The sequence below is a fragment of the Streptomyces sp. ADI95-17 genome (genome assembly GCF_003846175.1).
Classification (GTDB): domain Bacteria; phylum Actinomycetota; class Actinomycetes; order Streptomycetales; family Streptomycetaceae; genus Streptomyces; species Streptomyces sanglieri.
The window spans coordinates 42,405-61,033 of the sequence record NZ_ML123048.1; the positions used below are offsets into that span (position 1 = coordinate 42,405).

Below are 18,629 nucleotides of genomic sequence, written 5' to 3' on the forward strand. Positions count from 1 at the left end.
GGCGACCACGTCACCGCCGCTGCTCGGCTGCGCCGGACGCTGATGGTCGGTGGGAAGCTCCAGCGGCGTCACGCGGGCGAGGCGCTCGCGCCAGTACGCCAACTGCCTCTCCAGAAGAGCCCCGCTGAGTTGCTCCCGCTGCCAGGAGGCGAAGTCCGCGTACTGGATCAGGAGTTCGGGCAAAGAAGCCTCGCGCCCGGCAACGGCGGCCGCGTACAGATCGCGCAGTTCGCGGGCCAGAATCCCGGAGGACCAACCGTCCGAAGCGATGTGGTGCACTGTCAGCAGCAGGAAGTGGTCGTCGTCCGCGAGCCGTACCACGTCGGCCCGCAGGAGCCGCCCGGCCTCCAGGTCGAACGGCCGCGTCGCCTCGGTGCGCAGCACTTCGCCCGCACGGGTCTCCGCGTCCGACTCGGTCCGCAGGTCGTGGACCGTGACCTCCACCGGCCAGGGTGCGCTGATCGCCTGCCGCGGTGTGCCGTTGTCGTCCGCCGGGAACGCCGTCCGCAGCACCTCGTGCCGGGCCACCAGACCTGACAGTGCTGTGCCGAGCGCGGGGACATCCAACGCGCCGCGCACCCGCAGCACCGTCGGCACCAGGTATTCCGCGCTGTCCGGCGTCAGCCGGTCCAGGAACCACAGCCGCTGCTGCGCGAACGACAGCGGCAGCGGTCCGGCCTCCCGATCAGCCCGTACGATCCGGGCCGATTCCGCACGCCGCCGCATGCGGGACAGCAGCCGTGTCTCCACCGAGTTCTCGCCCATGATGTTCCGTCCTCTTCGTCTTCTCGCGTGGGCAATGGGCCGCTGTTTCAGGAAAGCTGTTCCTGCACGTCGAACAATTCGACGAGCTGTTGCTTGATGCCGATGACGGTCGGCGACTGAAAAAGGCGTCGCAGGCCGATGCGTACTCCGGTCACCGACTCGACCTGATTGACGAGCTGGAGGGCGAGCAGGGAATGCCCGCCGGCGTCGAAGAACCTCTCGTGGACTCCTACGCGTTCGACGCCGAGCACGGAGGCCATGATCCCGGCGATCTCCGCCTCGATCTCGTCCCGTGGCGCTGTGTATCCGGCCGTGCTGTCGCCGTCGTTCCCGGGGGCCGGCAGTGCCGCGTGGTCGACCTTGCCGTTCCGGTTGAGCGGCAGTTCCGGCAGGATCGCGAACGCGGAGGGCATCATGGCGCGAGGCAGGCGTTCGGCGGCCCATTCGCGCAGCTCTCCGACGTCCGCCGTGGTGCCGGGCGCGGGTACGCAGTAGGCGACCAGCCGCTTGTCGCCGGGCGTGTCCTCCCGGACCGCCACCGCGCAGGCCCCGACCGCGCCGTGGGTGAGCAGCGTCGCCTCGATCTCGCCGAGTTCGACCCGGACGCCGCGGAGTTTCACCTGCCGGTCGATCCGTCCCAGCAGGTCCAGTTCGCCGTCCGCGGTGAACCGGCCGAGGTCACCCGTGCGGTACATCCGGCCGCCGCGGAACGGGTCGGCGACGAAACGCTCGGCGGTGAGGTCGGGCCGTTGATGGTAGCCGCGCCCGACGCTGTCGCCGCCGAGGTACACCTCGCCCAGCACTCCCGCGGGCACGGGACGGCGGTCCGGGTCCAGGACGTACACGGTCTGGTTGACCATGGGACGGCCCGCGAGGACCGGTCCGGCCGGGTCCGTGCGCGAGGCCCGCCAGTACGTCGTGTCCACCGAGACCTCGGTGGCGCCGTACAGGTTGACGAGGTCACCGGGGAAGCGCTCGGTGAACCGGCTCACCAGCGTCGGCTGGAGCGGCTCGCCACTGGCGAAGGCGTATCTCAGGTGCGTGCAGTCCCCGGGCCGTACCTGGGAGACGAACAAGTCCAGCAGGCTCGGCACGAAGTGCAGGCCGACCACGCGGTGGGCGCGCATCAGCCGGGACACCTCGGCCATGTCGAGCCGGTCGGAGCCCGGCACCAGCACGACTGTGGCACCCTGCCACAGGGGCCAGAAGATCTCGTACGCCGACACGTCGAAGGACAGCGGCGTGGCCTGGAGGAAGCCCTCGCCCGGAGCGATCGGGAACGCGTGCTGCATGCCGGCCAGGTAGTTGACCACTCCGCGGTGTTCGATGCGGACGCCCTTCGGGCGGCCCGTGGAGCCGCTGGTGTAGATCAGGTAGCACAGGTCGCCGGGGTCCGCGACGGGTTCCGGCGCGTCCGTGGGCAGGGTGTCCGGCAGGTCGGCGGGGCGGTCCACGGCCAGCAGTTCCGGGCCGTCCGGCAGCAGGGCGGCGTGCGCGATGTCGGTGACGATCAGCGGCGCGCCGGAGTCCGCCACCAGGTACGCCAGGCGTTCCGCCGGGTGTTCCGGGTCGAGCGGGACGTATGCGGCGCCGGCCTTCAGGATGCCGAGCAACGTCCACACCATGGCGGGCGAGCGTTCCAGGCAGACGCCCACGGGTACGTCCGGACCGATGCCCGGCACTGCGCGCAGGCGGTGTGCCAGCCGGTTGGCCCGCTCATTGATCTGACGGTACGTCAGTTCTTCCGTGTCGCAGACGACTGCGATCGCGTCCGGGTCCTGCGCCGCCCGCTGCTCGAACAACTGGTGCAAGGTCGCTGCCGGAACGGGCGCGGCGGTGTCGTTCCACTCGGTGAGGACGCGGTGTCTCTCCCCCGCGTCCAGCATCTCCACCTCGGACAGCGCGCTGTGCGGGCGAATCGTGGCTGCGGCCAGCAGGTTGGTGAAGTGGCCGGCCAAGCGGCGCGCGGTGTCCTCGGTGAAGAGGTCGTCCGCGTAGACCACGGCGCCGTCCAGCGTGCCGTCCGCCGCCTCCGCAAGGTACATCGACAGGTCGAACTTGGCGTCCCGGGCCGGGGGTTCGACGGGCTCCGCCGTCAGGCCCGGCAGGTTCCAGGCGTCCACACCCGGTGTGTTCTGCAACGCGAACAGGGTCTGGAACAGCGGGTTGCGGGACAGGTCCCGGTCGGGGGCGAGTTCCTCCACGAGGCGTTCGAAGGGCAGGTCCTGGTGGTCGTAGGCGCCCAGCGCGGTGTCCTTGACCCGGGACAGCAATTCGGCGAACGCCGGGTCGCCGGACAGGTCGGTGCGCATGACCAGCGTGTTCACGAAGAAGCCGATCATGTTCTCGATCTCGGCCCGGTTGCGGCCCGCGACCGGGCTGCCGACCGCGATGTCCCGCTGCCCGCTGTAGCGGGCCAACAGCAGCTGGAAGACGGCCAGCAGGGTCATGTACAGGCTCGCGCCGCTCTCGGCGGACACCGCACGGGCACGGGCGGCAACTTCGGCGGGCACCGAGAACCGGACCACCTCGCCCCGCCCGCCGCGCTCCGCCGGCCGCGCGTGGTCGGTCGGCAGCTCCAGCGGCTCCAGTCCGCCCAACCGATCCCGCCAGTAGGCGAGTTGCCGCTCAATGGGCGCACCTGACAGCCAGGCACGTTGCCACACCGCGTAGTCGGCGTACTGCACGGGCAGCGGATCCGGCCCGGGCGTGCCGGAGCGATCCGGCAAGGCTGCCGCGTATCGCTCGGACAGCTCGCGCACCAGCACGCCCACCGACCAGCCGTCGAAGGCGATGTGGTGCACGGTGACCGTCAGGACGTACTCCTCGTCGGCCAGCCGCACCAGCAGGGCGCGCAGCATCGGTCCGGTGCCGAGGTCGACCGGCCGCAGTCCGTCCTCGCGCAGCACCTCCGCCAGGGCGTCCTCGCGGGCGATCCTGTCACCCACCCCGCGCAGGTCCCGTTCCAGCATCCGCACCGGGCGCGCCGGGTCGATCAGCTGCGCCGGGGAGCCCGCCGCATCCGTGCCGAACCGGGTGCGCAGGACCTCGTGGCGCGCCACCACCGCGGTGAGCGCGGCGTTCAGGGCGTCAGTGTCCAGGGGGCCGCGGACACGGAAGGCGAAGGGCAGCAGGTATTCGGCCCGACCCGGCTCCAGCTGGTCGAGGAACCAGAGTCGTTGCTGCGCAAAGCTGAGTGGCGGCGGAGCGCTGTGGCGCGGCGCCGCCAGGATGCGGCCGGCTTCCGTGCCGTCCAGCTCCGTCACGGCGGCGGCCAACAGCGCCGGGGTCGGCGCGCTGAACAGCGTGCGCACCGGCACATCGGCACCCAACCGCCGGCGCAGCCGCGACACGACCTGGGTGGCCAGCAGCGAGTGCCCGCCCAGCGCGAAGAAGTCGTCGTGCACGCCGATCCGGTCGACACCCAGCACCTCGGACCACACCTCGGTCACCGTGCGTTCGGTGTCCGTGCGCGGCTCGGTGTACGTGGCGCCCGCTCCGGACCGGTCGGAGGCAGGCGCGGGAAGTGCCCGGCGGTCGGTCTTGCCGTTCGGGGTGAGCGGGATGCGCTCCAGCGGTACGAACGCCGTGGGCACCATGTAGTCCGGCAGGTCGCGCTGGAGGCGGGTGCGCAGCGCGCTCGCGTCGAGGGGGCCCACGGGCACCACGTACGCCACCAGTCTCTGCACACCGGGTACGTCCTCGCGCAGCACGACGGTGGCCCCGGTGATGGTGGGGTGGGCGAGCAACGCCGTCTCGATCTCGCCGAGTTCGATGCGGTAGCCGCGCAGCTTGACCTGGTTGTCGGAGCGGCCCACGAACTCCAGCCGCCCGTCCGGCAGCCACCGGGCGAGGTCACCGGTGCGGTAGACGCGCCGCGGCGTGCCATCCACGTCCACGACGGTGAACTTCTCGCTGGTCAGCTCGGGCCGGTGCAGATAGCCGCGGGCCAGCCCGGGGCAGCCGATCCACATCTCGCCCGGCACACCCACCGGCACCGGGCGGCCGTGGCGGTCGACCACGAACACCTTCGCGTTGGCGACCGGCCGTCCGATCGGCACCCGGTCCACGGGACCGTCGATCCTGGCGGTCGTCGCCTCCTGCGCGGCCTCCGTGGGGCCGTAGCCGTTGACCAGCGGCACCTCGCAGTGCCGGAACCACTGCCGGATCTGTTCCCGCTGGAGCGCCTCCCCGCCCAGCCGGACCAGCCGCAGCTGCGGGCCCAGCGCGTCCGGCCCGTCCAGGTCGGCGGCAAGTGCCCCGAACGCCGACGGAGTGAGCCATGCCACCGTGACCCTGTGCTCGCGCAGCGCCGCCGCCAGCCGGCCCGGGTCCCAGGTGTCGTCGCGCAGCACCAGAGCCGCCCCGGAGACGAGCGGGGCGAACATCTGGCCCACCGACGAGTCGAACGCGATCGAGGCGAACTGCAGGACCCGGTCCTCGGACGTGAGCCCCAGCTCACGGCGTGTCTCCCGCATCCGCGCACGCAGCGCGCCGTGGGTGATCTGCACGCCCTTGGGGCGGCCGGTGGAACCACTGGTGTAGATCACGTAGGCCACGTCGTCCGGGCCGGCCTGCGCCACCTGACCGGCGGAGGCGGTGTGCGGCCGATTTGGCCAGTGCCCGTCCAGCAGCAGCGTCGGCGTGTGGGCGGGAAGGCGGCCGGTGTGCGCGGACTGGGTGACGATCAGTGGGGCGGCGCTGTCCTCGACCATGTAGGCGAGCCGGTCCGTGGGGTACGCCGGGTCCAGCGGCACGTATGCCGCCCCCGACTTGTGGATGCCGAGCAGCGCGCAGACCATGTCCGTTCCGCGGTCCAGGCAGACCGCGACCAGGGTGCCCGGCCCGGCACCCCTCTCGCGCAGCCGCCCGGCGATCCACTCGGCCCGCTCGTCGAGCTGACGGTAGGTCAGCCGGTCGGTGCCGCAGGTCACGGCCGACGCGTCGGGGTGGCGAGCGGCCTGCTCCTCGATCAGCCGGGTCACGGTCACCGTGTCCGGGGCGTCGGTGTCGGCCCCGTTCCACTCGCCGAGGATCGTCCGGCGCTCGGCGGCGGTCAGCATCGGGAGCTCGGACAGCCTGGCTTCCGGGGCGGCACAGGCGGCAGCCAGCAGCGTCTCGAAGTGGTCGGCGAGACGCACCATGGTGGCTTCGTCGAAGAGGTCTGTGGAGTACACGATCGTGCCGTCCAGAGCGCCGTCGGCGGCCTCGGTGGCGTAGAAGGTGAAGTCGAACTTGGAGTCCTGGGCGGACACTTCGAGCTGCCGCACGGTCAGGCCCGGCAGTTCCCAGGAGCGGCTGTCGGGGGTGTTCTGAAGGACGAACATCGTCTGGAACAGCGGATTGCGCGACAGATCCCGCTGCGGGGCGAGTTCCTCCACGAGGCGTTCGAAGGGCAGGTCCTGGTGGTCGTAGGCGCCCAGCGCGGTGTCCTTGACCCGGGACAGCAGTTCGGCGAACGCCGGGTCGCCGGACAGGTCGGTGCGCATGACCAGCGTGTTCAGGAAGAAGCCGATCATGTTCTCGATCTCGGCCCGGTTGCGGCCCGCGATCGGGGTGCCTACCGCGATGTCCTCCTGGCCGCTGTAGCGTGACAGCACCACCTGGAAGACCGCCAGCAGGGTCATGAACAGGCTGGCGCCGCTCTCCTTGGAGAGCCTTCGGGCGCTGTCGGCGGTCTCCGCCGGCACGCGGAAGGTGAGCATGGCACCGTTGCCGCTGCGCCGCGCCGGACGCCGGCGGTCGGTGGGCAGCTCCAGCGGTTCGGTGCCGGCCAGTCGGGCGCGCCAGTAGTCCAGTTGCTCCGCCAGGACCTCGCCGGTCAGCCACTGGCGCTGCCAGACCGCGAAGTCGGCGTACTGGAGGGGAGGTTCGGACAGGCCGGCGGCGTTGCCCGCGCTCCGCGCGCCGTACAGCGCGGTCAGCTCCCGGGACAGCACCCCCGCCGACCAGCCGTCGAAGGCGATGTGGTGCACCGTCAGACAGAGCAGGTGTTCCTCATCGGCCAGCCGGATCAGCAGCGCACGCACCAGCGGTCCGGTGCCGAGGTCCATCGGGCGGAAGCCCTCGGAGTCCACGAGCGCGGCGGCCTCCTCCTCGCGCGCATCCTGTCCGGCGACGGAACGCAGGTCGTGAACGGCGAGCGGCAGCGGCCGGGGTGGGTCGACCACCTGGCCGGGGTTGCCGTCCGCGTCACCGGCGAAGCGGGTGCGCAGCACCTCGTGCCGACTCACCAGCTCCGACAGCGACGCGCGCAGCGCCGGGACGTCCAGCGGGCCGCGGATGCGCAGTCCCATGGGGATCAGGTACTCGGCCCGGCCCGGCTCCAGCTGGTCCAGGAACCACAGTCGGCGCTGCGCGAACGACAGCGGCAGCGGACGTCCGTGCCGGGGCGCGCGGGGGATGACGGGAGCTTCGTCCGGAGCCCCGGCCGCCACCAGGGCGTCCATGGCCGCCGTCGCGTCCTCGGCATCGACGTCGGCCGCCTCGAACAGCCGGCGGGTCCGCAGCAGAGCTTCCTCCGCGAGGAACGACGCCACTGCCCGCACCGTCAATGGTTCCGGCAGTGTTTCCACGCCGAATTCCGAACCGAATTCCTCCGCGATCCGGCGTGCCATTTCCGCCGCGTGCGGGAGTGTTCCGCCGAGCCGGAAGAATTCGTCCTCCGCCCCGGTCACCTCGGCGCCGAGCACCGCATTCCACACTGCCGCGATGCGGGCTTCCGCAGGAGAGAAACCGCCCTCCTCGGCCCTCTGACCGGAGGCCGCGGCCGTCATCGGCTTCGTCGTCATGTGTCCACCAGTTCCTCGTCATCGACCGTCTGCGAAAACCCTCGGAAACTCAGCCGAATCCGATGCTCGCAGAGCGGTCTGGAGGAGATAACTGGTCACTTCTGCCCGCCGGACGTGGCCACTTCTGCCCGCCCGGACGTGGCCTCTTCTGCCCGCCGGACGCTGCCACTCCTGCCGGCCGGACACGGCCGCTCACGCCGGTCGGGAGGTGAACACCGGGCCCGCCCGGCCGAGTTCCGCTCGCCTGGGCGGAGATCTGCCGTCCGGGCAGAGGCGGGAGTACGGGACCGGCGGCCGACGGGCGATCCACCGCCCGGCCGGTGCCGGTCCCGTGCCGCCGCTTACGCGACTTCCTTGGCCGCCGGTTCCCCGGGAACCGAAGCCGTGCCGGCCATGCTCTGCTTCCCGTGCTCGGTGCCGACGGGGCTCGCGTCGGACACCGTCTGCTTGCGCATGCCCGCCCACTCCCGGTTCAGGGCCGGCACACCGATGGCGACGAGGTAGAGCCCGCCCACGATCCACAGCGCGCCCGAGGTGCCCGCCACCGTCACCAGTCCCGCACCCAGCAGCCCACCGAAGGGGATGCCCGCCCAGGTGACGGCCTGAGCCAGCGTCTTGACCCGTCCCAGCAACGGAGTGGGGATCAGTTCGTACGTCACGGCCCCCACGATCGGATTGACGAAGCCTGAGCCCAGGCCTCCCACCGCCAGTACCGCCAGCACCAGCCACAGGGGCGCCCCCGTGGCCATGGCCACGAAGCGCGGGACGCCGCCCAGCGTGAAGCCGATCAGATAGACGGCACGCCGGGGCAGTCGCTCGGCCACTCCCGCGGCCACGAGCGCGGCGATGATCGATGTCGCGGCGAAGACGCTGACCACCAGGCCGATGGCTTCCGCACCGTAGCCCGTCTCCTTCGCCCAGACCGGCAGCAGCACGGACATGAACGCCTGGTCGAGCATGTTCGTCGCGGCGAGCATGAACACAATGGACCGCAGCAGTTTGGCGTCACGCAGGAACACGGCGCCCTGACGCAGCCGCGAGAAATAGCCCTCGGCCTCGTCGACCGGCGTCTCGTGCGGCTCGGGTACCGGGTCGCTGAGGGTGGTGGAGATGATCAGCGCCGACACACCGAACAGGAAGGCGGTGATCCACAGGGCGTAGAGGCTGCCGAAGGAGGCGACGACCACACCGGCGACGGCCGGTCCAACGGTCGTCGCGGTCCGTTCGACCGCCGCCGACAGACCGGTCCCCCGTTCCAGCGGCACCCGGGCCGCGCGGGTGGCCGCGGGCACGAAGAGCCCCTTGGCTCCGTTGGCAGGGCCGTCCGCCGCGCCGACCACGGCGAGCAATCCCAGCAGCAGGCCGAAGGACAGATGTCCCGTCAGGTAGAGCAACGGGGCGGCGGCCGTCGCGACGGTGGAGGCCAGGTCGCCGGCCACGCTGATGCGCTTGGGACCGACCCGGTCGATGATCGGCCCCGCCAGCGCCTGGGCTAACACGTAGGGAACTATCTGGCAGAAGGCGACCAGACCCGTCTTGCCGACGCTGCCGGTCGTCGTCAGGACGAACCAGGGCAGAGCGATCGAGAGCACCCTGTTGGCCGACAGGGACGCCGCGTTGGCCGACAGCATGCCGACCAGTCCGCGCAGGACCCGGGGCCCGCCGTCCGGGGCGTCCGGAGCGGGTGTGCGTGTGCCACTGTCCACCGCCTGCTGGGCGGCCGCGTGCCGAGAGGTCATCTTTCACACTCCGATTCGGTGGGGTGGGAGACGTGCCGGTCTGCGCCGGTGGGGAACAACTGGAACTGGAAGGCGACTCGCGCCGCGCCCTCGGGCAGCGGCGAACCTGCCGGTTCGGGGGCGGAATTGCGTCGGCGGAGCAGTCGGTGGATCTCTGCCGACAGCTCTTCGGCCTCGGCTGGGGTGAGCGTGAGCACGTAGTCGCCGAAGTCCTGGGCATCGCGCCACTCGGGCGACAGCGAGGCGGTCGCGTCGATGGCTGTCGTCATCGCGTCGGACCAGACCCGGCCGAGCGCCTGCAAATAGGCGATGCCGAGACCGTCATCGCCCGCCAGCACCGAATCGTCCGGCACAACCGTGTTGACGTGTGCCGCCTGCCACCAGCGCTCACGGCGGCCGCCCCGGGACGGCGCCTCGACGATGAAGCCGTACTCGGCGAGCTGGCGCAGGTGATAGCTGGTCGCGCCGGTGTTCTGGTTCAGCCGCCGGGCGAGCGTGGTGGCCGTGGCCGGCCCCTCCGTCCGCAGGACCGTCAGCATCCGCACCCGCAGCGGGTGTGCGACACCCCGCAGGTTACGAGCGGTCAGTTGCACTTGGGACAGCTGCTCAGGAGGTTCCATGAGGCCCAAGGTAGATGACAAAGACTTCTGTGCACAGACTTCTGTGCACAGAAGTCTGTGCAATCGAGGAGGTGGCTGGATTCCGGCGGGTACGCGGACCGATATCGGCGCCGCCCATGGCTGAGCTCCGTACCGCCGGAGAAGCGTCTTCCTGCGACGCGCGCAGAGAAACGACAGCTCGCCGCGTCGGACCGCACTGGACGTGGACGAAGGACGCCCGAACGGGGCCAGTACCCGTCGGGCGTCCTTCCCAGCGCCCGGGCATCAGCGGGCCCTTTCTTTCGACAGCCCTCAGCGGCCGTCAGCGACCCTCAGCGTCCGTCAACTGCCGTCAACTGCCGTCAACGGTCATTCATATGCATGACGGCTTCCGGGTAGCGGGTTCCCGCCACCGCTTCCGGAGGCAGCGCTTCCTCCAGCCGCCGGAGGTCCTCCGCGTCCAGCACCACGTCCACCGCCGCGAGGTTCTCCTCCAGTGTGACCCTGCGCTTGGTCCCGGGAATCGGCACGATGTCTTCGCCCCGGTGGAGCAGCCACGCGAGAGCGATCTGGGCCGGCGTCGCCTCCTGCCTCGCGGCCACTTCGCGCACCACCGATGCCGCAGCCGTGTTGGCGGTGAAGTTTTCCCCCTGGAATCGGGGGGCGTTGCCGCAGTTGATCAGGAACGGGTAGAACGTGGTGCCGCAGCTCAGCGGGGCGTTCGGAGTGGGCCAGCCGTGCCCTGCCGGGTCGGTGTCGTGGTACGCGGCCCGGGCCCGAAGTCCCCGTAGAACCGGCCCCCTTCGTCGCTCACCGAGGTACGGACGAGGGGGTCCTTGGTTCCGTGGTAGGTGTACACGGGCTTGCCCGCCAGGTTCGACACGGGGTCGATCCGTCCCTCCGCCGACCAGCGGCGGGCGATCTGCTCGATGCCCTCCGGGTCGGTGGAGATCAGACCCGTACCGCACGCGATCAGGCCGGTGATCATGCCGCCCTTGCCTCAGTAGTACGGACCGGCGGCGACGATGCCCGCGCCCTTGAAGGTGCCCGAGTAGGCGACCTGGAGCTGCGAGGCCATGAAGCCGCCGGAGGAGATTCCGGTGACGTAGGTGTCGGTGATGTTGAGCCGGGGAAGGCCCGGTTCGCCCGCGTGGGCGGGAGCGGTGAGTCCCAGGGCCGCGGCCAGGGCGGCCGCCAGGGTGATGGCGGCGTACCGCAGGGGGCGGAGCTTCATCGTGCGCTCTCCTTGGCTCGTGTCCGTCCGGGGAAGGGGGGTCGAAGCCGGGGTTACGTGGACGGACGGGGCCATGGTGGGCCGTGCACCGCCCCGCGGGAAATGGAGGTGTGTCACGTTGTCCACGGGCGATGAGTGGAGATTCTCTCCGTCGCCCGGTGTGCACGGCGGCAACGGTGCGGTACCACTGGCCGGGTGACGACAACGCCGGAGACCATCGGTGCTCTGCTGCGCCTGCCGCGCGAGAGGGCCGACGAGAGGGAGTTCCGCTCCGTGGCGACCGCGCCTCGGCTCATCGACGAAGCTGTGGAGATACGTTCCAGGCTCGCGGCCCACCGCCGCCGGGAGGCGGCGCTCGCCGCGCTCTACGAGACCGCCGGTGACCTCGCCTCGCTGCGCGACCTGGAGGACGTCCTCCAGGCGATCGTCAGCCGCGCCCGCACCCTCGTCGGCGCCGATGTCGCGTATCTGCTGCTCTCCGACCCGGAGGAGGGCGACACCTACGTACGCGTCACCGACGGCATCACGAAGGACGGGTTCAAGACCGGCCGGCTCGCCGCCGGCACCGGTCTGGGCGGACTGGTCGCCGCGACCGCCGTGCCGTACCACACCGCCGGCTACCCCAACGACGCCCGCTTCGAGCACACCCCGTACGTGGACGGCGTCATCGGCGCGGAGGGCCTGTCACGGTCGGTGCGGAGCCCGCTCCACCCGGCGCGGCGGCCGTCGTCGAGGCACACCGCGACGCCGCCCGCTGCCTGGACGTACTGGTCGCGCTGGACCGCGCCGGCGAGGGTGCCTGCCGTGACGACCTCGGCATCCATGGCATCCTGCTGGGCGCGGCGGCCCGCGACGAACTGGACCGCTTCGTCCGCCGCACGATCGGTCCGCTGGTGAAGCACGACGAGACCCGCGGCAGCGATCTGGTGCGCACCGCACTCGCCTACTTCACCTGCGACGGCAACCTGAGCCGTACCGCCTCCGCCCTCTACGTCCATGTCAACACGCTCTACCAGCGCATGGACCGGATCTCGGTGCTGCTCGGCCCGCGGTGGCGCCACGGCGACCACGCGTTGCAGGTCCATCTGGCCCTCACCATGCGACGAACGGCCGGATAGGGCCGCTTCCGCGTGTGATCGCCCGGTCACCTGCGTCACCATGCGTTCGCCCCCGGTGCGCTCCCGGCCCCGCAGACCGCGCACCGGTCCGGTGCCGCTCAGCTCGTGATGGGCTGGGTGCGGGAGCAGTTGGTGAAGTCCTTCCAGGGACGCGTGCCGTCCGGGCCCGGTGCGCTCGCGTAGGTGGGGTTTCCGGTCAGGGTCTGCTGACGGTGCTCATGGGTGATGTCGATGCCGAAGAGCTTGAAGCCGATGCTGAACTGCCCGGCGGAAAGCCCGAATCCGATGCCGAGCGAGGCGTTCCACCAGTCGGTGTTGACCTTGTAGTCCAGCCGCTGCAACTGCCCCTTGTCGTGCAGCAGCCGCCGGAACGCGGACGCGTCGTCGGCCGGCGGCTCAGCCGTCGAGGAGGGGGACGGCATCGCCTCGTCGGCCGGGTTGCTGCCACGCCCGCGCAGCCAGTCCTCGGCCGTGGTGCTGTCCTTCTCGAGAGATAGACAGCATCCGGATCCGCCCGCTCTCCGAAGACCCGTCGCTGATCTCACGCGTGTACGAGATCAACGACACCTGGCCCGTCTTCACGCCCCACGACATGGCCGCGAGTGCCTTGTTGAGCCGGGTTCCGGAGGAGTTCCCGCAGTACTGCGTGGCGGCGACGGACGGCGGGCGGGTCGTCGCGCGCGGACTCGCCGTGCCGTTCAACTCCGTGCTCGACGGACGTGAGGAGCTGCCCGACCAGGGCTGGGACCGGGTGCTGACGTGGGCCTTCCATGACCGGCAGCACGGGAACGCTCCGACGGCGGCCAGTGCGCTGGAGATCTCGGTGGACGCCGACTACCTGGGTCGCGGCCTCTCCTACCGCATGCTCGACGCGCTCCGCCTGGCGGCGGGCCGGCAGGGGCACGACGCCCTGCTCGCGCCGGTCCGGCCGACGGCCAAGCACCTGGATCCGCACGTCCCCATGACCGAGTACCTCAGCCGTCGTCGCGACGACGGGCTGCCGGCCGACCCCTGGGTGCGAGTGCACGTCAGGGCAGGCAGCACCGTCGAGAAGCTCGCTCCCGCGTCGATGACGGTCAGCGGTTCGCTGGCCCAGTGGCGGCAGTGGACCGGTCTCCCCTTCGACCGGGACGGCTACGTGGAGGTCCCCGGCGCCCTGGCACCGGTGCATTGTGACACCGCGCACGATCACGCCGTCTACGTCGAACCCAACGTCTGGATCCGGCACGGCGGACAGCCGCGGACCGCCTGACAGCACACTGCCCGCTACGACAGCGCCTCGGCGACCACGGAGGCCGCTTCCGCGATGAGTGCGTTGTCGTACTCGGCGTCCTCCTGAAACCGGTTCGACAGAATCGCCACGACGACGGGGGCGCCGTCGGGGCGCCACACCACGGCGATGTCGTTGCGTGTGCCGTAGGTGCCACCGGAGCCGGTCTTGTCACCGACCACCCAGCCCCTGGGCATCCCGGCCCTGATGAGTTCGGCTCCGGTCGTGTTGGTCCGCAGCCATTTCGTCAACTGCGCGCGTTCGCCGTTGCCGAGCAGGTCCCCGAGGACGAACGCGCGCAGATCGCCCGCGAGTGCCCGCGGTGTGCTGGTGTCGGACGTGGCGCCCGGGGACCACCGGTTGAGCTCCGGTTCGCGGTGTTCCATCCGGGTCACGTCGTCACCGATGTCCGCGAGTACGGCGTCCAGGCCACGAGGACCGCCCAGCCGGTCGAGGAGCAGGTTCGCCGCGGTGTTGTCGCTGAAGCGGACGGCGGCGTCGCACAGCGCGCTCAGGCTCATCCCGGTCCCGACATGCCTCTCGCTCACCGGAGAGTCGCTGACCAGGTCTTTCTTGGAGTATTTGATCACCTCGTCCATTCCGCCCAGCGAGTACTTGTGCAGTACGGCCCCGGCGGCCAGCGCCTTGAACGTGGAGGCATGGGCGAAGTGCTCAGCGTCGTTGTGAGTGACTTCGCGGCCGGTGCCGGTGTCGATGGCATAGACGCCCAGCCGTGCGTCGTACTTGCGCTCAAGGTCCTCGAACTGCCGGGCGAAGCGCTCCCGGTCGAACGGTTTCGCGCTCGTGGCCGGGCCCGTCGACCCGGCGTGCGGGGAGGACGCCGCCGGGGACGCGGAGGACCCCGGACGGGTGTCCGCTCCGTCGCACGCCGCGATCGGGACGAGTGCGAACGCGGCCAGCGCACCGAGAAGGGCACGCCGGGCACTGCTGTGCTTCTGCATGGGTCCGAACCTCCAAGGCGCCCGCAGGCAGGGGCGCATAGGGGATGGGGCGGCAACTCCCCGTCCCGGGGCGGTCTTGAGTGCCGGGCCCACCCTCGCCGTCCGGCGGCCATGCGGTCCAATACGCTCGGACGCGGTTTCATGCCGATCTGGCATAGGGTGCGGGCTGTGGATCTGGTCGGAGCGTGTCGGGCATTCATCAGCGTGAGCGAGCACGGCAGTTTCACCGTAGGAGCAGCCGCCGCCCGGATGTCCCAACCGGTGGCCAGCCGTCGTGTCGCCGCCCTGGAGGAACGCTTCGGTGAGCAGCTGTTCGAGCGCATGTCACGGCGGGCCGTCCTCACGCCCTTCGGCCGCGAGATGCTTCCGGCGGCCAGACAGCTCGTCCAGGCCGCCGATGTGCTGCTGGACGAGGCCGAGGCCTCGAAGGGCAAGCCCTGGCGGCTCGCGGTGCCCGCTCTCTGTTCGACGGCCGGTCTCGCCCGTCTGATCGCGGAGGCACGGGAGCACGGCATCACGCTCGATCTCCGGATCGCCGCCCCCGCTCAGCGCATCGAGTTCATCCACGCGCAGCTGGTGCGCGCCGCGCTGCTCGCGGTGCCCTCGGACGAGGCGACGTGGTCCGTGCCGCTCGGTCTCGCCGGGGTCCGGGATCCCGGTGTGCGACGCGTCTACATCGAGACGTTGCGGATGGGGCGGGCATCGCCGGGCCCGGCGCGCCGTATCTGGATCCAGCCGGAGGACGACGTGCCGCACATCCGTGACCCGCTGACCCGGCTGCGGGACGCGGTGGGCCTGCGGCCCGCACAGCTCATGGCCGCGACCGACCTCCCGACCGCGGCGGCGGAGGTGTTCCGCACGCGGGATCTGCTGCTGTGCTCCCCCGCGCAGGCCGAGGAGTTCGCCTTGCACTGGCGGCCGATCGGTGAGGTCGGGCTCAGCCGGGGGTTCGCCCTCGTCGCCGCCGCGGGCGGCAATCCACAACACATCGAGGCACGGCTGGGCACGGCCATCGGCCGCTGCCTGGGCGCGGGCAGCGGGGCGGACCGTACAGCGGACGGTACGGCCGACGGCACGGCGGACGGCACGGAAAGGGTTACGGCATGAGCACCGAGACGCTGCTGAGCGAGATGCGCCGGCAATTGCACGAGGGCGGACTGCGCGGCTGTCTGCTCGTCCGGGACCTCGACACCGGGGAGGAGGTCGGGATCGCCCCGGACACCCAGTTGCCGTCCGCGTCCCTGGTCAAGGTTCCACTCGCGCTGGCGACGGCCGAGCGCATCCGGCGGGGCGAGCTCGACGGGGCGACGACGATCGATGTGCGGCCCGGGCGTACGGCCACACCGGGCCCCACGGGACTGAGCCGGTTCCGCCACCCCGTACGGATCGCCATCGACGACCTGCTCTACATGAGCACCTGCGTGAGTGACGGCGTGGCCGCCGACGTACTGTTCGGTCTGACCCCGCCCGCCCAGGTCACCGACATGCTCCGTGAGTTCGGGCTCCGCGGCATCACTGTCCGGCACAGCCTCGACGAACTCTCCGACACCCCGCTGGAACGCTTCGACGCCTCCCAGGCCCATCTGGCGCTCTCCCTCGCCATCGACGCCGGCACCGGCGGTCGCGGGCATCGGGTGCCCCAGCTCGACACCACGCGCGCCAGCTCCGGCAGCGCACGTGCGTACGTCGAGCTGTTGCAGGCTCTGTGGACGCCGTCGGCGATCCATCCCGAAGTGGCTGAACGCGTACGCGCGCTGATGGCCCACAACCTCATCCGGCACCGGCTCGCCCCCGACTTCAGCTCGGACGCCTCCACCTGGTCCTCCAAGACCGGCACCCTCCTCAACCTCCGGCACGAGATCGGTGTCGTGGAGCACTCCGACGGCCGGTCCTTCGCCATCGCCGCACTGACCGAGTCACTCGTCCCGGCCAGTGCGCAGCCCGGCGCCGACGCGCTGATGGCGCAGGTGGCCCGCACGCTGCGGGATCACCTCCGCCAACGCTGAAGACAGGCCGGCGGACCGCTCGCAGGACCGCGGCCCGCCGGGCGCGCGACCGCCCGGCCGGGGCACACCGCGCGTTTGTGTCTCAGGCGTGAAACCCGTTGCACACGACGGATGTGTACTTCGTCGGCCCGCCCTCGACGTGGTACAGCACCACGGTCCAGTCGCCCCTGTCGTCCCCGACCGGAATCGCGTCCACGGTGCGCTTGCCGAAGTGGGCGCGGAAGTCGTCCGGGTACTTGAGTTTGACGGTTCCGCCGGAAGTCCAACGGGAGTAGAGGTCGACGGGCTTGCTCGTGAAGCCGATGCCCTTGCTCACCACTCGAAGGGGCCGTCCAGTGGCACGGTCCGTCTCGTGCGGGGGCCGTACCCCCACGGATATGTAGTACGGCACGGGCCGCTTCCCCTCGCCCGCGTCCTTGGGACGCATCTGCAGCAAGGCGGTGTCCGAACCGGTGGTGTGGGACACGGAGGACTGCAGTCCTGTCGGCGGTGAGGAATCGACGATGCTGGAGAGGTCGCAGGAGCCCATGCCCTGTGACGCCTGCTGCGGGTCCTCGGACAGGGTCCAGCGGTCCTGCGAGACACGATCGTTCACGATGTGGTCCGGTGGCCGGCTGTCCGAATCCTTGGTGGCCGGCTTAGACTTTGCCGAATCCTTGGTGGCCGGTTTCGACTTTGCCGACTGCTCGGGCACGGTCACCTCCGTCGGACGGGCGGCGCCGGTGTCCCCGCCGTCCGACTCCGGGAGCAGCCAGACCGTGACCGGTACCGCGAGCGCCACCGCGCAGACGGCGAGCCAGGCCCTGCCCCGCGCCCCCCGATCAGGACGCCTCTCAGGCCCCGGCCGGTCGTCCGGTGTGGTGCCCGACGCCCCGGTGGGTGCGGCGCTCGCGGCCCGGTCCGCCACGTGGACGTCCGGCTCATGGTTCACGGGCCGTGGCTGCTCCCCCGTCCCCGGCAACCGCGTCGTCTCCGCCTCGCTCCCGGTCCCGGTCCCGGTCCCGGTTCCGGGCTCGGTCTCCGGCAGGGGCACGGGGACGGGTTCCGCGATGCGCGCCAGCATCCGGTAGTGGGCGTCCGTCGCCAGCGGTGAGTCCACCGCGCACCGGGCGATCACGGCGGCCGGATCCGGCCGATCCGCCGGGTCCTTGGCAACGCACTGCCGGATGAGAGCGGCCAGCGCGGGCCGAACCCCCTCCAGGTCGATGTCCTCGTGCACGGTCCGGTAGCTCACCGCCGCCGGTTCGCCCGTGCCGTACGGGGGCCGGCCCGTCGCCGCGTACGCGAGGGTCGCGCCTAGGGCGAACACATCGGCGGCCGGGCCCACCTCGTTGCGCAGCAGGACCTCGGGGGCCGTGTAGCCGGGGGTCCCCGAGACCATTCCGTCCCGGGTGAGGATCGTCTGCTCAAGCCCTCGCGCGATGCCGAAGTCGATCAGTTACGGCCCCTGCGGCGAGAGGATGACGTTGTGCGGCTTCACGTCCCGGTGCGTGACTCCGTGGGCATGGACGCCGGCCAGGCCCTCGGCGAGCGCGGCGAGCAACCTCAGTGCGCTGTCCGGCGGGAAGGGGCCGCTCGCGCCGACGGCGCCGCGCAGGGTGGGTCCGGCAACGTACTCGGTGGCCAGCCAGTAGGGGGGTGCGTCGAGCGAGGCCTCGATCAACTGCGCCGTGTAGGCGCTGCGTACGGCCTCGACGGTCGCGGTCTCGCGCCGGAAGCGGGCCAGCGATTCGGGGTGGTCGCTGATCTCGTCACGGATGACCTTCACGGCCACCAGCCGGCCGCCGGGTGACCTGCCGAGATACACCTGTCCCATGCCACCCGCACCGAGACGGGCGAGCAGGTGGTATGCGCCCATGCGCACGGGGTCCTGAGGTCTCAGTGCATCCACGGCATGACTGTGCCACAAGTGCGCACGCGTCGGAGCGGCGGACCACAACTCGTGATCGGATCGATCGGCACCAACAGGCTGGAGTGGTGGGCCGATTGACGTCAGGCCGGTTCGGTGACGGTGAGGTCGAGCGCCGGCCGGTTGTTCCGGTCAGGGGCGAAGACCACGGTCGCTCCCTCGTGGTGCACGCCCACGAGAGGGTTGGAGCAGGACATCACGGCGAGCCATCGCCCCGCATGCCCCTGAACACATCC

Annotated in this window: 14 protein-coding genes and 1 pseudogene; 5 read left to right on the forward strand and 10 right to left on the reverse strand. The window is 71.1% G+C overall.

Going from position 1 to position 18,629, the window contains the following annotated elements:
* From EES42_RS23365 to EES42_RS23390, 7 genes are all read right to left on the reverse strand, one after another.
* A partial coding sequence (locus EES42_RS23365) for a condensation domain-containing protein (RefSeq protein WP_241196547.1) occupies positions 1-765 on the reverse strand: 765 nt, incomplete at its 3' end.
* A 47-nt stretch (positions 766-812) separates the two neighbouring features.
* Entirely contained in the window at positions 813-7,556 is a 6,744-nt protein-coding gene (locus tag EES42_RS23370) for a non-ribosomal peptide synthetase (protein ID WP_241196548.1), read from the reverse strand.
* A gap of 341 nt (positions 7,557-7,897) precedes the next feature.
* Complete coding sequence (locus EES42_RS23375) at positions 7,898-9,295, reverse strand: MFS transporter (protein WP_206433552.1); 1,398 nt, start codon at positions 9,293-9,295, stop codon at positions 7,898-7,900.
* Complete coding sequence (locus tag EES42_RS23380; RefSeq protein WP_124720224.1) at positions 9,292-9,915, reverse strand: winged helix-turn-helix domain-containing protein; 624 nt, start codon at positions 9,913-9,915, stop codon at positions 9,292-9,294. Before EES42_RS23380 ends, EES42_RS23375 begins: the two co-directional genes overlap by 4 nt.
* A 341-nt stretch (positions 9,916-10,256) precedes the next feature.
* On the reverse strand, positions 10,257-10,607 hold the full coding sequence (locus EES42_RS46320; RefSeq protein ID WP_266499624.1) for an aldo/keto reductase: 351 nt from the start codon (positions 10,605-10,607) through the stop codon (positions 10,257-10,259).
* Positions 10,604-10,882 (reverse strand): hypothetical protein, encoded by a 279-nt coding sequence (locus EES42_RS46325; RefSeq protein ID WP_241196550.1) that lies wholly within the window; start codon positions 10,880-10,882, stop codon positions 10,604-10,606. Before EES42_RS46325 ends, EES42_RS46320 begins: the two co-directional genes overlap by 4 nt.
* 12 nt (positions 10,883-10,894) lie before the next feature.
* Positions 10,895-11,128, reverse strand: coding sequence for a hypothetical protein (locus EES42_RS23390; protein WP_124720225.1), 234 nt, complete (start codon positions 11,126-11,128; stop codon positions 10,895-10,897).
* A gap of 195 nt (positions 11,129-11,323) precedes the next feature.
* Here EES42_RS23390 and EES42_RS23395 point away from each other — a divergent pair, with 195 nt between their 5' ends.
* A complete protein-coding gene (locus EES42_RS23395; protein WP_241196551.1) occupies positions 11,324-12,025 on the forward strand; it encodes a GAF domain-containing protein in 702 nt (233 codons plus the stop codon).
* On the forward strand, positions 12,022-12,246 hold the full coding sequence (locus tag EES42_RS46330; RefSeq protein WP_241196552.1) for a PucR family transcriptional regulator: 225 nt from the start codon (positions 12,022-12,024) through the stop codon (positions 12,244-12,246). Before EES42_RS23395 ends, EES42_RS46330 begins: the two co-directional genes overlap by 4 nt.
* Before the next feature lie 98 nt (positions 12,247-12,344).
* Here the strand turns inward: EES42_RS46330 and EES42_RS23400 are convergent, their stop codons facing one another.
* Complete coding sequence (locus EES42_RS23400) at positions 12,345-12,668, reverse strand: hypothetical protein (RefSeq protein WP_124720226.1); 324 nt, start codon at positions 12,666-12,668, stop codon at positions 12,345-12,347.
* A gap of 125 nt (positions 12,669-12,793) precedes the next feature.
* Between EES42_RS23400 and EES42_RS23405 the strand changes: the two genes are divergently transcribed.
* Positions 12,794-13,498, forward strand: a complete 705-nt coding sequence (locus EES42_RS23405; protein ID WP_241196553.1) for an N-acetyltransferase — start codon at positions 12,794-12,796, stop codon at positions 13,496-13,498.
* A gap of 14 nt (positions 13,499-13,512) precedes the next feature.
* Here the strand turns inward: EES42_RS23405 and bla are convergent, their stop codons facing one another.
* Entirely contained in the window at positions 13,513-14,478 is a 966-nt protein-coding gene (gene bla / locus EES42_RS23410) for a class A beta-lactamase (RefSeq protein ID WP_124720228.1), read from the reverse strand.
* Between the two features lie 141 nt (positions 14,479-14,619).
* Here bla and EES42_RS23415 point away from each other — a divergent pair, with 141 nt between their 5' ends.
* Together EES42_RS23415 and EES42_RS23420 are read left to right on the forward strand one after the other, a co-directional pair.
* Positions 14,620-15,585, forward strand: coding sequence for a LysR family transcriptional regulator (locus EES42_RS23415; protein WP_241196554.1), 966 nt, complete (start codon positions 14,620-14,622; stop codon positions 15,583-15,585).
* Entirely contained in the window at positions 15,582-16,484 is a 903-nt protein-coding gene (locus tag EES42_RS23420; RefSeq protein ID WP_124720230.1) for a serine hydrolase, read from the forward strand. The genes EES42_RS23415 and EES42_RS23420 overlap by 4 nt, the downstream gene beginning before the upstream one ends.
* Before the next feature lie 82 nt (positions 16,485-16,566).
* On the opposite strand, the pseudogene EES42_RS23425 reads toward EES42_RS23420, so the two are convergent.
* Positions 16,567-18,342 (reverse strand): annotated as a pseudogene (locus EES42_RS23425) (protein kinase).
* Positions 18,343-18,629 lie beyond the last annotated feature (287 nt).

What these genes read in the sequence shown, in the direction of transcription:
- EES42_RS23390 (WP_124720225.1), bottom strand. Translation starts at nt 11,128, where the DNA reads ATGAAGCTCCGCCCCCTGCGGTACGCCGCCATCACCCTGGCGGCCGCC.
- EES42_RS46325 (WP_241196550.1), bottom strand. Translation starts at nt 10,882, where the DNA reads ATGATCACCGGCCTGATCGCGTGCGGTACGGGTCTGATCTCCACCGAC.
- EES42_RS23415 (WP_241196554.1), top strand. Translation starts at nt 14,620, where the DNA reads ATGCCGATCTGGCATAGGGTGCGGGCTGTGGATCTGGTCGGAGCGTGT.
- EES42_RS23370 (WP_241196548.1), bottom strand. Translation starts at nt 7,556, where the DNA reads ATGACGACGAAGCCGATGACGGCCGCGGCCTCCGGTCAGAGGGCCGAG.
- EES42_RS23400 (WP_124720226.1), bottom strand. Translation starts at nt 12,668, where the DNA reads ATGCCGTCCCCCTCCTCGACGGCTGAGCCGCCGGCCGACGACGCGTCC.
- EES42_RS23375 (WP_206433552.1), bottom strand. Translation starts at nt 9,295, where the DNA reads ATGACCTCTCGGCACGCGGCCGCCCAGCAGGCGGTGGACAGTGGCACA.
- EES42_RS23380 (WP_124720224.1), bottom strand. Translation starts at nt 9,915, where the DNA reads ATGGAACCTCCTGAGCAGCTGTCCCAAGTGCAACTGACCGCTCGTAAC.
- EES42_RS23420 (WP_124720230.1), top strand. Translation starts at nt 15,582, where the DNA reads ATGAGCACCGAGACGCTGCTGAGCGAGATGCGCCGGCAATTGCACGAG.
- bla (WP_124720228.1), bottom strand. Translation starts at nt 14,478, where the DNA reads ATGCAGAAGCACAGCAGTGCCCGGCGTGCCCTTCTCGGTGCGCTGGCC.